At 67.2% G+C, this 14,604-nt stretch carries 9 protein-coding genes; 4 read left to right on the forward strand and 5 right to left on the reverse strand.

What is annotated here, in order from left to right; all coding sequences use genetic code 11:
* Positions 1-26: 26 nt before the first annotated feature.
* Entirely contained in the window at positions 27-3,269 is a 3,243-nt protein-coding gene (locus LzC2_RS03100; RefSeq protein ID WP_171183642.1) for a PAS domain S-box protein, read from the forward strand.
* Between the two features lie 73 nt (positions 3,270-3,342).
* On the opposite strand, the gene LzC2_RS03105 is transcribed toward LzC2_RS03100, so the two are convergent.
* Together LzC2_RS03105 and LzC2_RS03110 are read right to left on the reverse strand one after the other, a co-directional pair.
* Positions 3,343-4,593: a glycosyltransferase gene (locus LzC2_RS03105; RefSeq protein ID WP_171183645.1), complete on the reverse strand. Its 1,251-nt coding sequence runs from the start codon at positions 4,591-4,593 to the stop codon at positions 3,343-3,345.
* A 204-nt stretch (positions 4,594-4,797) separates the two neighbouring features.
* Positions 4,798-6,648 (reverse strand): arylsulfatase, encoded by a 1,851-nt coding sequence (locus LzC2_RS03110; protein ID WP_171183647.1) that lies wholly within the window; start codon positions 6,646-6,648, stop codon positions 4,798-4,800.
* Between the two features lie 148 nt (positions 6,649-6,796).
* Between LzC2_RS03110 and LzC2_RS03115 the strand changes: the two genes are divergently transcribed.
* Positions 6,797-8,653, forward strand: coding sequence for a phospho-sugar mutase (locus LzC2_RS03115; protein WP_171183649.1), 1,857 nt, complete (start codon positions 6,797-6,799; stop codon positions 8,651-8,653).
* Complete coding sequence (locus LzC2_RS03120; protein WP_171183651.1) at positions 8,650-9,615, forward strand: UbiA family prenyltransferase; 966 nt, start codon at positions 8,650-8,652, stop codon at positions 9,613-9,615. Before LzC2_RS03115 ends, LzC2_RS03120 begins: the two co-directional genes overlap by 4 nt.
* Before the next feature lie 37 nt (positions 9,616-9,652).
* Here the strand turns inward: LzC2_RS03120 and tatC are convergent, their stop codons facing one another.
* From tatC to LzC2_RS03135, 3 genes are all read right to left on the reverse strand, one after another.
* Entirely contained in the window at positions 9,653-10,708 is a 1,056-nt protein-coding gene (gene tatC, locus LzC2_RS03125; protein ID WP_171183653.1) for a twin-arginine translocase subunit TatC, read from the reverse strand.
* Positions 10,709-10,753: 45 nt separating this feature from the next.
* Positions 10,754-12,508, reverse strand: coding sequence for a hypothetical protein (locus tag LzC2_RS03130; RefSeq protein WP_171183655.1), 1,755 nt, complete (start codon positions 12,506-12,508; stop codon positions 10,754-10,756).
* 156 nt (positions 12,509-12,664) lie between these two features.
* Positions 12,665-13,303 carry an RsmD family RNA methyltransferase gene (locus tag LzC2_RS03135; RefSeq protein WP_171183657.1) on the reverse strand — a complete coding sequence of 213 codons (639 nt, stop codon included), beginning with the start codon at positions 13,301-13,303 and terminating at the stop codon, positions 12,665-12,667.
* Between the two features lie 79 nt (positions 13,304-13,382).
* On the opposite strand from LzC2_RS03135, the gene LzC2_RS03140 reads away from it, so the two are divergent.
* The gene (locus tag LzC2_RS03140) at positions 13,383-14,600 is read left to right on the forward strand and encodes a hypothetical protein (RefSeq protein ID WP_171183659.1); all 1,218 of its coding nucleotides are present in this window, start codon (positions 13,383-13,385) and stop codon (positions 14,598-14,600) included.
* Positions 14,601-14,604: the final 4 nt, after the last annotated feature.

Below are 14,604 nucleotides of genomic sequence, written 5' to 3' on the forward strand. Positions count from 1 at the left end.
CGGGGACGGCAATTCGACTGCGCCGCTTGTTCGATACGGACCTGCTGGGAATCTTATTTTTCGGCTTTGACGGTTCGATCTCGGCGGCGAACGACACCTTCCTGCAAGCCGTGGGATACAGCAGGGCGGATCTCGAGGCCGGCCGCCTGGACTGGGCGGCGATGACCCCGCCGGAATACGCCGCGCTCGATCAGGCGAAGGTTCGGGAATTAAAGGACGTCGGTCGCGTCCAGGCGTACGAGAAGGAATACATCCGTCGAGACGGCTCCCGCATGCCGATCCTGCTGGGGGCCGCGAAAGTGGATGACGCCGGCGGGGTCTGCTTCGTGCTGGACCTGACCGAGCAGCAGCGTGCCGAACTGGAGAGCCGCAATTCGGAGGAACTGCGACAGATCGCTTTGGATGTGGCCAAGCTGGGCGTCTGCCGATTCGACCTCACGACGGGGACGGTCACTCGTGACGCGCAGGCAGCTTGGATTGCCGGACGCGGTCCGGACGAATTGGGGCCGTACCCGCTGCAGGATCTGTTCGCCGGAGTTCAGGCGGAAGATCTGCCGCTGGTGCAACAGGCCTACGAGTCAGGCGCCCGCGGCGAGCGGAGCGAACCGACGTTTCGATGGGTCCGGCCGGACGGAACGATCCGCACCGTTCGGGCGGCTGTCTATCCGGAGTGGCGAGCCGCGGGGCGAGCCGGACCGGTGACCGCGCTCACCGTCACACTGCTGGACGTCACGGAGGTGCAGCAAGCGCTCCGCCGACAAGAACTCTGGACTGAGGTATTGGAAAACGCCCCGGACTTCGTCGGCGTATGCGACGCCGAGGGCCGGGCGGAATTCGTGAACGCCGCGGGGCGAGAAATCGTCGGCCTGACCGAAGAAGAGGCGAAGGGACGTTCCGCCCGGGAGTTTCACCCCGCCGAGGGCGAAGGCCGAACGACCGCCATTGCGATGCAGACCGCCCGGCGGGAGGGACGCTGGAGCGGAGACTCGGTCCTGCTGAAGGCGGACGGCACGCATTTGCCGGTCTCCCAGACGGTGCTCGCCCATCGGAACGAAGTCGGTGCGATCACGCACTTTTCGACGATCTGCCGCGATATTTCAGAGCGGGTGCGGGCCGAAGAGGTGTCGAACGCCCGGCGGGAGTGCTTGGGAAGGCTCGCCGTCGGCGACCCGCTGCCCGAGGTGCTCAGCGTCTTGGCTGAGGCCGCGGAACGGCACCTGCCGACGCCGAATCTCGTGTGCATTCTCCTGCGAGACGGGGCCGCGGAGGGCGCCTTGCCCCCGGCGGGCCCGGGCAGGGGGACCGTCCCGGGGGAGAAGCTGCGGCTCGCGTCCGCGCCCAGCTTGCCGGACAGCTTCCGGGAAGGCATCGACGGTCTCGCCGCAGACGAGACGGGCGGAGCCTGCGGGGCTGCGGCGATTCGAGCAAAGCGGGTGATCGTGGAAGATCTCTCCGCGGACCCGCTTTGCGAGCAGTTCCGCGACTTCATGGCATCCCATGACCTCAAAGCGGTTTGGTCCAACCCGATCTTCGCCGCCGACGGCGCCGTGCTCGGCACGTTCGCGATCTATCACGATCACGCACGGGTGCCGAACGATCGCGACTTCAAGGTCGTCGATCCGTTGGTGCACACGGCCGCCGTGGTGGTCGAGCGGGCCGCCACGGACGCGAGAACCTTGCGTCTCGCGGACGAGTTGAAGCAGAGCGAGCGCCGTTTCCGCGGCACGTTCGACAACGTCGGCGTCGGCGTGGCCCACGTCGGGCTTGACGGCTCCTGGCTGGAGGTCAACCGCCGGCTGTGTGAGATCGTCGGATATCCGGAAGACGAGCTTCGCGCTCTCACCTTTCAGGACATCACGCACCCGGACGATCTGTCGAACGATTTGGAATTGTTCGGCCGCCTGCTCAGCGGCGAGATCCCTTCGTACACCATGCGGAAGCGGTACTTCCACAAATCGGGCGAGGTGATCTGGATTCAGCTCACGGTGGCGATGCAACTCACCGCGGAGAAGGAACCGGAGTACGCGATCTCCGTCGTGGAGAACATCACCGAGAAGGTTCGCGCGGAGCAGGAACTGCACGAACTGAACGCGACGCTGGAGCTCCAGGTCGCCTCACGGACGACTCGGGTTCGGCGTCAGAAGGCGAGGCTGGAGCGACTCGCCAAAGGGTTGTCGGAAGCCGAAGCCCGTGAGCGCCGGCGCTTGGCCCATGTGGTCCACGATGACATTCAGCAGGTGCTCGCGGCGGCGAAGATCTCCGCCTCCGGGTTGCTCGTGCGGGAACGGAAGGAGATGGAGGGGAAACGCGGGCCAGCTGGCGCAACGGTCCAACTGCTTGATGAAGCGATGGCACGGGCCCGATCCCTCACGCAGGAGTTGGTCCCGACCGTGTTGTACGACCGCGGACTCGTGCCGGCTCTCGTCGCATTGTGCCGACGAAGCGAGGAACGATTCCAACACGCGGTTCGTTTCACCGGCTTAGCGGACGATCAACCACCCCCGTCCGGATTTGTCGATCGATCCGAGCCAGCGGGGCCGCTGATGTTCCATGCGGCACGCGAATTGCTGTTCAACGCTACGAAGCACGCACCCCGCTCGCCGGTCCGGGTTGCTTTGGGGCGCACCGACGACTACCGACTCCAGTTGGTCGTCTCGAACCCACTGGAGCAGGACGGAGCGAACGGCGGACGACCGAAACGGGCGGCCGGCGACACATCCGAGGACGCCGCCGAGGGATTTGGCTTGTTCAGCCTTCGGGAACAAGCCGCCTTGGCTGGCGGTGCCTTAAAGATTCGCCAGACCTCGAATTTATTCGTCGCGACGCTTACTCTTCCGCCCCATCCGCACGTTAGTCAACCGCAGTCGATGCCCGTTACCGCCCCTGCTCTTCCTACTGTGAGGGTGATGATCGTCGACGACCATCTCATCGTGCGGACCGCCTTGGCGGGGTTGCTGGCCGGCACGGAGGGGGTTGAGGTGGTCGGCGAGGCGGCTGACGGCCGAGAAGCCGTCGAACGCGTCCAAGAGGTGCGCCCGGATACCGTCGTGATGGATGTCACCATGCCCCGGATGGACGGTATCGAGGCGACTCGCGAGGTCCGAAAGCTGATGCCGAACGTCCGCGTGATCGGCCTCTCGATGCATGACCGCGACGACATGGCCGAAGCCATGTGCGAAGCCGGCGCCGCCGCTTATGTCCCCAAAGGCGGGCCGCCGGAAGAACTGATCCGCGTGCTCCGCGGAGAAGAAACGCCCAATAATTGCTGAACGCCGCCGTGGATCGCTCCGCGGAGGCGTTCATCTGCGTCTTTTGCGGGGCCGGGGGCCGGGAACCGACTCGTCAGTGGCTTGCGGCAAGCGCCGGGTATCCGTCGCGGGCGCGGAAGCCGCGCTCTTTGGAAGGCGACGTAAACCGATGGTCCGGCGAGGAGGAGTTCGTCGCGTCGCGGCTCTCGACGCTCGGCTCCGGGATGAATGCGTACTCGCCGCGTGATCCCGCGGGGCTGACCAGCGGTTCGTACACGGACATGTGACGCTCCATGACGCGGCTCCACCCGCCGGTCTCACGGATGTAGCGTCGACCGCTTTGCCGAATGTCGTTCACCAACTCCGGCTCGGTGAGCACCCGGGTAATCGCGGAGCCGTATTCTTCCGGGTGATCGCAAATCAGCCCGCCGCCGGTTCGCTCCAGCACGTCGCGGAAGGCGTTGAGGCCGCTGGCCACGACCGGGGCGCCGAAGGCGAGGCACTGACTGAGCATGCCGCTCTGGGCGCCGGTTCGATACGGCAGCACCACGCAATCCGCGGCGCTCAGCAGGGCGTCCAGAGTGTACTGCGGGAACTGGCCGCGGAAGTACTTCACGCGGTCGGCGAACGGCATTTCATCGAGGGCGGCATACAGCTCCGCTTGCACGTCCTTCGCTTCCGTCCCGCGGATTTTGCCGGCCATCACGAGGACCGCGTCGTCGCAGTTCTCGGCGACCTCCGGGAAGAACCGCAGGGCCTCGTCAAAGCCCTTCGTCTTGCGGAAGTAGCCGCACATCAGCACGACCTTCTTCCCCGCCAACCCCAACCGCTGCTTGGCGTTCGGGACGGGGCGAACCTCGCGGATGCCGTGTTCGATCACGTGCACCTTCTCCGGCCGACCGAACTCCCGATCAAGCGTGGCCTTTTGATAGTCCTCATGCACGACGATCGCGGAGGCGTCCTCGACGATGTGTCGCAGAACCATCCGCTGAGCGTCGGTGATCGTCTCGTAGACCGTGTGCAGCGTGACGACCGTCGGCACCTCCGCCAGCCGCAGGCGGAGCAGCAAATCGACGATCTCCGCGCCGTGCTGGGAACCGAACAGGCCGTACTCGTGCTGGATGTGCATCACATCCGGCGTCATTCGCGTCGCGGTGCCGAACACATGCTCGCTGAACCGCTCGCCCGGGTGCCACAGCGGGAAGACGCCCTCTCCGGCCCCCCCCGACTGACAAATGACGAACGATTCGTGAGCCGCGGGGTCGAGCGACTCCCGCAGGTATTGGGTGTAGGTCGCAATCCCGCACTCCGCCGGCGGGTAGGTCGAGAGATAGCCGATACGCATGAGGAACGAAGCTTCCGAACCCGCCGTGTTTTGTGGGGCCGGGGGCGAGAGATTCAGCCCTGGCGGTCTCGGCCGACCCCGGCAGCGGGTCGCGTGTTCGGCCGTTCAGACAGTCTATCCGGCGCCCCGCCACGGAGGACCGGGGCGATTCCCTGTCGCCTGATCGGGGCGGGGGGACGCCTCTGATGGCCTGACTCAAATGCCCTAATGCGGACTCCCGACCGACACGGGCCGCAGCCGCACGGCTTTCACTTCCGGCATCGTCTCCCCAGGCTTCTTGATCGCCTTCAAACGCAGGGTTTCGGTTCCCTCGCGGAGGAGGACCGTCCCAAGGTTCAGCGTCGCCCACGGCTTCTCGTACGCCTCCGGTCGCGTGAAGCGATCCGGGGACGGATAGAGCGGCGGATCGAAAGCACGCTCCACGGTTCCGCGGACCTCGCCCATCGAGCCGACTTCAACCGCGAAGGTCGAACCGACCTGCTCCGACGTCGCCGCGAAGAGGATCTCGACGTCGTAACGGTGGTCTCCGCCTTCAATCTCGATCGGCCATTCCGCGAAGGCGTCGGCGTCCTCCCAGCCGAGGATCCAGTCGTTCGCCCAACCGTTCGGGCCGACGTACCGGATCCCCTCTCCGATAGCCGGCCGCAGTTCCGCTTCGTGAGCCGGCAGCGTGGCGCCGATTTCGGATGTCAGCAGCGTCGGGACCGGATCGAAGCCGTCAGCGGTCACCTCCGCCCACTTCGCCGCGAACGCTTCGGCCAAGTCGTCTCGAACTTTGGGAAACTGGTCGCTGACGTCCGTCGTCTGGCCGGGGTCGGCGTGCATGTCGAACAGCTCCCAGCGCTTCCCTTCCCGCACGCAACGCCAGCGGTCGGTACGGACGGCGCCGCGCTCGCCGTTCGGCGTGCCTCGCCAGTCCTTGAAGGTGAACAGTTGCCGATCTTCCCACGGCGGATCGCCGGGCACGTCGCCGTTGAGGATGGGCAGCAAACTCCGCCCGTCGAGTACGCGGTCCTGCGGCGGTTCCACCCCGCACAACTCGCACAGCGTCGGGAGCAGATCGATGTGAGCGGCGTTCTGCCGAACCACGACTTCCGGCGCCACGATCCGGGGATAGCGGACGAACAGAGGCACCCGCACGCCGCCTTCGTGGGCGGAGCCTTTCCGGCCGAGCATGTGCCCGTTGTAGCGTTTGCCGTTGGGGCCGTTGTCCGTGAGGAACAGCACGATCGTGTCCTCCGCCATCCCCCACTGCTCCAGGGCGGCGGTTAATCGACCGACGTTGCGGTCGATGTTCTCCACCATCGCGTAGGCCGCGGCGGTTTCGGTGTCGAAGCCGCGGTCGACGTACTTCGCGAACAGCTCCTCGGAGACCTGCGGCGGCCAGTGCGGCGTGTTGTACGGGACGTAGCAGAACCACGGCGCCGCTTCGCTCGCGTCGGTGGAACGATCCCCGATGAAGCGGAGCGCCGCGTCGGTGAAGATATCGGCGATATAGCCTTCGGACCGCTGCGGCCCGTCCGGGGCGGCGGGTTCGACTCGGGTCGCGGCGTGCTTCGGCGGGTACGGCAGGAGCGGGTCGAAGTAGTTATTCCAGTGACCGGCGGTGAAGCCGGCGAACTCGTCAAACCCCTGTCCGTACGGGTTGGTGCGAGCGTGGGCGCCGTTGTGCCATTTGCCGAAGCAACCGGTGCGGTAGCCCGCGTCCTGCAACAGCTCCGCGATCGTGACCTCGCCCGGCCGCATCGCTTCGTGGCCGCGGGTCACGCCGTGGACGCCGCACCGCAGGCTGTAGCGGCCGGTGAGCATCGCCGCGCGCGTCGGGGCGCAGACGGGGCTAACGAAGAACCGCTCGAACCGGGCGCCCTCGTCGGCGAGCCGGTCGAGGTTCGGCGTGTCGAGCTTTTCGTTGCCGTGCGAGTGGATATCGCCCCAACCCTGATCGTCCGTGAGGATCAGCAGGACGTTCGGACGGCGGGCTGCGTCGTCGTCGGTCGGGGTTGCGAACGCCGGACCGGCGAGGAGCAGCAGAGCGAGGGCAAGCGGGCGGGGCATGAGCGGGTTCCTGCGAGGCGAGCGACGGCAGATTAGCCGCCTGCGTTGGGAGCGTCACGGACGGCCGGCACGCGAGGCGCGTGCGGCTGACGGGATTGCCTGTCCTGCGGTACACTCCCGCCGCGCCGCCTCATTACAGGTTCGAATCGTGTCCGACGCCGCTCCGCCCCCCGCCCCGTCCCCCGAGCTTTCCGCCGCCGTCGACCACGGCGAGTTGTCCGCCGGGGCTGCGCAAAACGTCGCCAAAGCGTTGGCCGACCCGCATCGGTCCGGCAGTCACGCGGCGATTCAGTCATTGATCGACGCCGGCGACTGGCAGGAGTTGGACGCGCTCTACTTCGAGGTGATCCCCTTTGGCACCGGCGGTCGGCGGGGGCGGATGAGCGACCACGGCACCGCGACGATGAACCCCCGCACCGTCGCGGAGAGCGCCGACGGGCTGGCTCGCTACATGGCCCAGCAGTTTCCGGAGAAAGCGGCGAAGCGCGGCGGGTTGAAAGCCGCCGTCGCCCACGACACCCGCCATCGCAGCGAGGAATTTGCCCGGCTGACGGCGACGACGTTGGCGGCCCGCGGCGTGCGGACCTTCATGTTCCGCGGCTTTCGCAGCACGCCGGAGTTGTCCTTCGCCGTCCGCGAACTGAACTGCGACGCCGGCGTGGTCGTCTCGGCCAGTCACAATCCGCCCTCGGACAACGGCTTCAAAGCGTATTGGGACGACGGTGCTCAGGTGCTCCCCCCGCACGACCGCGGGATCATCGACGCCGTGTACGCCAGTACGGAGATCCCGACGCTCGATTTCGACCGGGCCGTCGACGACGGGCTGATCGAGGTGATCGGCGAAGAGATTGATTCCGCCTACGTCGATGCCGTCGCGGACCTCAGCCTCTCCAGCAACCGGGACGTCACCGCGGTCTACACCTCCCTGCACGGCGTGGGCGAGACGAACGTCTTCGCCGTGCTGGATCAGGCGGGCTTCCGCGGCGTCGAACTGCTGGATTCGCAGCGGAACCCCGACGGCGGCTTCCCCACCGTCGACGCCAACTTCCCGAACCCCGAACGCCTCGAGGTCTACGGCCCCGCGATCGAACGGGCGAAGGAGATCGACGCCGATCTCGTTCTCGCCACCGACCCGGACAGCGACCGCCTCGGCGTCTGCGCGAAGAACGCCTTCGGCGAGTACCTCCACATCAGCGGAAACCGCGTCGGGGCGTTGATCTGCGACCACATCCTGCGGAAGCGGCACCAGCAGGGCACGCTGCCGGCGAACGGCTACGTGGTCGAGACGCTGGTGACCACGCGGTTGATCGGCGCGATCGCCAAGGCCGCCGACGTGCAGGTGATCGACGACCTGCTGGTCGGCTTCAAATATATCGGCCAGAAGATGGATCAGGAGGGCCCGGACTCCTTCCTGTTCGGGGCGGAGGAATCGCTGGGGTACCTCGCCGGGCAGTACGCTCGCGATAAAGACGCCGCGGTCGCCGCGCTCTACATCATGGAACTCGCCGCGAGCCTGAAGTCCGGCGGCAAGACGCTGCACGATCGACTGGACGAGCTGTTCATCGAGCACGGCTATCACGCCGAGGGACAGTTCAGCGAGAAGCTGCCCGGCAGCGGCGGACGGGAAACGACCGCGAAGCTGATGGCCGCCTTCCGCAGCGATCCGCCGACCTCCCTGGGCGGGATCGAACTGGCGAAGGTCTTCGATTACGAGGACCACGAAGTACGGTCGCTGCCCGGCAACGAGCGGACCGAAGCGCTGCCCGAACCGGACGGCAACCTGATGATCTTCCAAAGCGACCCCGGCGGATCGGCCGCGGTGCGGGTCGCCGTGCGGCCCAGCGGGACCGAGCCGAAGATCAAGTTTTACACCTTCGCCAACGCGGCCGTGTCGGACGCCGATCGGTTGCCGGCCGTCAAAGAATCGACGGACGCGACGCTCGCCAAGGTGCAGGGCGACCTGTCGGCCTGGGTTGCGGCGAAGCTGGGAGAACTGTCCTCGTGACGAAAGCCGCGACCAGTCCGTCCGCCAAACCGGCGGCGAAGTCGAACGCCGGTTCGCCGTCGAGGGTGCGCCCCTGGCTGCGGCTCGTGCGGCTGCCCGCCCTGTTCACGGCCCCGGCGGACGTGCTGGCCGGGTTCTCGATCGTGCATAGCGACTGGACGCCCTGGCAACCGCTGGCGGCGCTGGTCGGGTCCGGGGTCTGCCTGTACGCCGGCGGGATGGTGTTGAACGACTGGTTCGACCGCACCCGCGACGCCGCCGAGCGGTCCGATCGCCCGATCCCCGCGGGGGAGATCAATCCGAAGCACGCCGCGATGCTCGGCTTTGGACTGCTGATCGCGGGCGTCGCGCTGGGGTTCCTCGGCGGCGCGCTGGCGGGGAACGCCTTGCGGAGCGGCCTGGTCGCTTCCGCCGTCGCCCTCTTCGTGCTCCTCTATGACGGACCGCTCAAGCGGACGTTGCTGGCCTGCCCGACGATGGGCGCCTGCCGGGCGACGAACCTGATCCTCGGCGCCAGCGCCCTGCCCTTCCTCGATCACTCCGGCGTGTGGACCGTCGCGCTGGCGATGGGTTGTTACGTCGGCGGCGTGACGCTGTACGCCCGCAGCGAGGCGACGACCAGCGACAAGCACCTGCTTACGGCGGGCTTCGTCGCGGTGAACCTGGGCTTCGCCACGTTGGCCTACGCCTTCTTTACGCAGGACTGGGTTCAGACGGATGCCCTGTTGCCGGTGGGCGCGCTCGCGGCGATTGCGTTTTCAGTCGATCAACGCTTGGCCGCGGGCCTGCGAAACCCGGCCCCGAACGTGGTCGGTCCGGCCGTGGGGATCGCGATTCTGAGCATCATCACGCTCGATGCGTTCGTCGTGATGGCCGCGACCCAGAGCGCCGCATTGACGCTGGCCACGGCCGCCCTGCTTGCCCCCGCGGCGCTGCTGAAGCGCGTCGCGTCGATCACCTGATCCCGTCACCTCGCTTCGCCGTCGCAGCGAACCGGTCTCAGGCGCCGAGCTTCGAGGGGGTCTCCGCTTCCTCGCCGAAGGGGCTTTCGACGCCGGGGCTGGGGAAGTGCTCGCACATCCAGATGCCCACGAAGTACAGGCCGACCAGCGGGATCATCATCGCCAGCATCGAACCCGGATCCGATGGCGTCATCAACACGCTCAGCCCGCTGATGACGAGGATCGCCATGCGGATGTTCTGGCGGTAGAAGTCGGTCTCCACGATGCCCAATCGGTTCAGGGCGAGCATCACCAGCGGCAGTTGGAAGCTCAGTCCGAACATCGCCGGCAGCATCAGGGCGAAGCTGAACCACTTGCTGGCGTCGATCAGCGGGACCGTCTCGACCAGATCGTTGAAGCTCAGCAGGAACGGCAGCACGAACTGGAACACGACCGTGAAGCAGAACGCCGCCCCGGCGAAGAACAGCCCGAGGCTGATCGGCAGATAGAGGTACACGTACTTGCGCTCGTGGGAGTACAGCCCCGCCCCGACGAACATCCACATCTCCCAGAAGATCAGCGGGCTGGCGAAGGTGAACGCCGTGACCAGGATCGCCTTGATATAGATCATGAACGGCCCGATCAGCTCGTTCGTGACGAGACCGTTCGAGAGGTTCGAGCGCCCGTCCAACGCCCGGAACTGCTCCGAGGTGAGCGTGAGCCGAACCGGTTCGTCGTCCGGTCCCTCGAGAGCCGCCTGCAGATCGGCCCGCTGGATCGTCACATAGACCACATTGGAGGGCCGCTTGTCCGGCTCCTCGGCCTCGGATTCTTCAAGCAGCGGGTCGCCGGCGAACATCAGCTTGATGTTTTCCCAGAACCCGCCGCCGACGATCTCCTCGCCGGTGGCGAGCTTTTCGTCCCCGGGGACGTACTGCTTCAGCGCGTTGTTGATCGGCCGCGTGGCGAGGTCCAGCACGTCCTCGGCGAGGTACGCCGCCGGAATGCAGGCGACCAGCAGATAGATGACGCACCGGGCCAGGTGCCCCCGCAGCGCTTCGAGGTGCTCCCCGAAGGACATCGTGCTGTCGGCGAACAGATCCTTGACGGCCATGGGGGAGCGACGTGCGAGTCGAGTATAGGGTGCGGATGCGGTGCGCTATTCCGCGAAGATGAACGGCATATCGCCGCCCGTCGCGATCGCGAGGACTAACCCGCCGATTGCGATGACCACGGAGCCGACGTTCATGACAAATGCATGCTTCGTTTGTTCCCAGTGCATCACGATGAAAATCAGTCCGGCGACTGGGACGAAGATGTAGGCCAATCCCCAGACGATGCTCTCTTTGAACGCGGCGGAGAGAAGGATCAGGCCCGCGATCAACCCCAGCAGCCACCCTCCCCAGAAGATCCCCTTGCCGATGCCCGACGCGATCCCGACGTTCTCGCCGAGCATCGAATAGGCAAATCCGCCGACGGCCCCGACGACCAATGCTAAGACCAGCGCCAGCCCGACGCCGCCCCACGTCATGCCCTCGCCCTCCGGCTCGTCGAGGTCGTCCAGCTCGCTCCGCCGTTTCGTCTTCGGAACGTATTTCTTCTCCTTGGCCAGCGTGATCAGGCCGAGGCTCGGGCGGAACATCTTCGCCAGCAGTCCCGCCGGGCGGGAGGCGTAGACGGCCGCGAAACCGAACAGAAAGGCCAGCGGGATCAGGGCGACGCCCGGGATCATGAACGCCGTCCAATCAATCGTCGCCAGCGATCCCTCGTCGACTCTGACCTCATCCTTTTTGGCCTCCGCGGCCTCCGCGGCGGCGGCTCGATAGACAGCGGCGTTCGCCTGCATGGCGTTGACGGCGCCGGAGACGCGATTCCCGGACAGCGCGGCGGTTCCACCGGCCACCGCCAAGAAGGGCAGGAACGCCGCGAAGGTCAGCGCCGCCCAGAAGAGCACCGGGCCGAGGTTCTTCGCCGTCCCGGAGGCCACCTTCAAGAAGTTCCAGCCCGGCCCGGACACGGGCATCGCCATATGTCCCAGCCCCGCCGGCCAAAACAGAAACGCGACGACCGCGTGCAGCGCCAGCGAGGCCGCGAGGATCGCCGGGGACAGGCCCATCGCCAGCCAGGCGGCGAACGCGATCAGGTCCAGCACCGTCATCGGCCAGACGGCGACCGCCGCCCACACGACCATCCGCGGCGCCTTGGAGACGCAGTCGAGGGCGTCGAATCGAAACCGTTTGAATTTCTGTTTGCCGTCGAAGGTCAGCCCGGTGACCGCTTCCTGCAACACCCACAGGCAACCGGGGATGAACAGCGTCCCCACCACCGCCGGCAGGCCCCAGAACATCTTCGGCGGGGTATTCGCGCAGTAGATGACGAGAATCCAGCACACGCACGCGATCGCCGAGGCGAACAGGGTGAGCAGACTCAGCCGGACGCCGACGTCGACGTTCTTCTTCAGAAACGTCAGGGCGTCGCCGGGCGCTTTTGAATAGTAAACCTTCGGATCTTCGCCGCGGTCCTTGAAGCGGTCCTTGCGTCTCGCCGTCGCCCCCTTCCCGCCGGTCAGCAGGTCGGCGCCGCATTTCGGGCACTCCTGCGGCGGGGCGACGCCCTCTTCTTCCTCGATCATCGTCCCGCAGCGCGGGCAGACCTCCGTTTCGTGGTCTTCGGCCCGGGAAAGATCCAGACCGACGAGGAACTCGCCGGTTCCGCCGCCCGCCGCGGCGACCGGTTCGCGCCGCTGCGACTTCTTCCGTCGCGGCTTCGAGGTCTGCCCGGCGCCGGCCGCGGAATCGCCCGCGGGCACCGGCACGCGACCGCCGCAGCTCGGGCACTTCAACGCCTTGCCGCGGGCCTTGTCCGGGGCCTTCAGCTTCTTGGCGCACTCCGGGCAAACGACCGGGACCGGCATGACGGCGGCGAGATCAACGGGGGGAGAACGGGGAAACCGCCCCGAAACGTCGGGGCAGACGCGGCAGCGTACCATTGTCCGGCGCCACCCGCCCGCGTCGACCCGCCCGCGGCCTCACGTCCGCTGGGCGCGGTCCTTACGACCCGCCCATCGCCTTCATTCCTCTTCGCCCTGGGACGATTCGGCATCGGTCCCTTCCTGCGCCGCATCCGCATCGAACGGGGCGCGATCGCACATCAAAAACTTCATCCCGCCGACCCGGAGTTCGCGATACATCGTCCACTCCGGCGGGGGAGTGACGTCGTCGTGTACGGGCACCCGCAGAATCAGTTCCGCGTCCGCGGCGCACAACTCCGGCCGGGCGACCCGTTGCAGGCTCTTGTAGAGCGGACGACCCGGCGTGATGCCGGTCGCCATCTTGTAAGGCGGATCGAAGAACAGCAGGTCGTAGGGGAGGAACCCCTCGGAGTCCCGCGGACGAAAACTGGTGCGGAGGATGTCCACCCGCCAGACGATGCTGAGATCCTTGGCCCCGAGCTTCGCGACGTTCTCGCCGAGCAAGCCGTGCGTGCGTTTGTCCATCTCCAGGAACACGCACCGGGCGGCGCCGCGGGAGAGCGCCTCCAGGCCGATCGTGCCGGTGCCGGCGAAGGCGTCCAATGCCCGCCGGCCGTCCAGTTCGCCGCCGAGATTCTCGAAGAGTTGCTCCTTCGCCCGGTCGGTGATGGGACGGGTTTGCTCGCCCGCGGGGGGCAACAGACTCCGCCGCTTGTACTTCCCGGCAACGATTCGCATGAGTGGTCGGGGGGGCGAACGCGACGAGGAGGACGAGCCGGCATTCTAACGCCGGACGCCGACGGTACGATCCCGCAGGATGGGAGCCGCCACGATTCGACCCGCCGCCGCATTCGACTGGGATCAGGACGTCGCCCCGGACGGCACGCCGCTCGCCGCCCGTTTGGCCGATGCGCCGCAATGGGCGCCGGGACTCGCTGAGGAAGTCGACGGCGAGGATCTCGTCCCGCTGGTCAGGCGACTGGCGGCGCTCTGCGACCGCCGCGGCGTGCCGGCGTTCGCTCCCTCCGCGAAGGAGAACCGCATCACGGAGCCGCTGCGGCAGCTTGTGGACGCCGCCCCGCTCGGTCCGGTCGCCAAGCTCCTCGCCGCCCTCCCCCCGGACCGAACTCGGCGTTTGCGCTTTCCCCCGTGGAAGGCGAGCGAGGCGCCGGGGTTCCTCTCCGATCCCGCCGCGGTCGGTTTGCTGCGAACGAGTTGGAAGCGGACCGCCGATGCGATCGCGTTGGCGTGGCCGGACGGGCGGATGTCGGTCGAGCTGCGGGCGAAGGGCCGCCGCATGTTCAGCGGCGATTGGGGCGTGAGCGTGTCGATCGCGGGCGAGGCGTTGGACCTTTCGGCCGGGTGGTCCTGCCTCTGCCATCATGCGGACGACGAGGGCGAATTCCTCGAACTGCAATGGTCCGGCGAGTCCTCCGCCGGGCCCGCGACCGTCGAACGGCAAGCCTTCCTGCCGCGCGGCGGCGGGTTCGCGGCGCTCTCGGACGCGGTCCGTCTGTCCGGCGCGCATCGAGACGAAACGGTTCCGATCGAACACACGATGACGCTGCCCATCGCCGCGGGAATCTCCGGCGGAGTCGCCCCCGAGACCCGCGAAGCCCGCCTATTCGGCGGCAAGAAGAACTGGCAGCGAGCGAGAGTCTTCCCGCTGGCGCTGCCTCAACACCCCGGCGGGACGGACGTCGGATCGATCACGGTCGACGACGACATCCTGACGGTTCGCCACGCTTCCCGCGGCGGGCTGGTCTCCCCGATCGCGTTCGACTGGGACCGCTGGCGGGAAGAGGACGCGGCCGAATGGCGCCCGCTGACCGTCACCGAAAACCGTCGGCGACTGACCGCGGCCCACGCCGGCGCCCACCGACTGCGGATCGGGGGCGGACATCACCTGCTGATCTACCGTCGCACGGACGCCTCCCCCGCCCCCCGGGCGGTGTTGGGGCATCATCTGGATCGGGAAACGCTCATCGCAACGTTCTCCCGCAAAGGCGAGGTGGCGCCGTTGCTGAAGGTCTGACCCG

The organism is Alienimonas chondri (genome assembly GCF_013036045.1).
Classification (GTDB): Bacteria; Planctomycetota; Planctomycetia; order Planctomycetales; family Planctomycetaceae; genus Alienimonas; species Alienimonas chondri.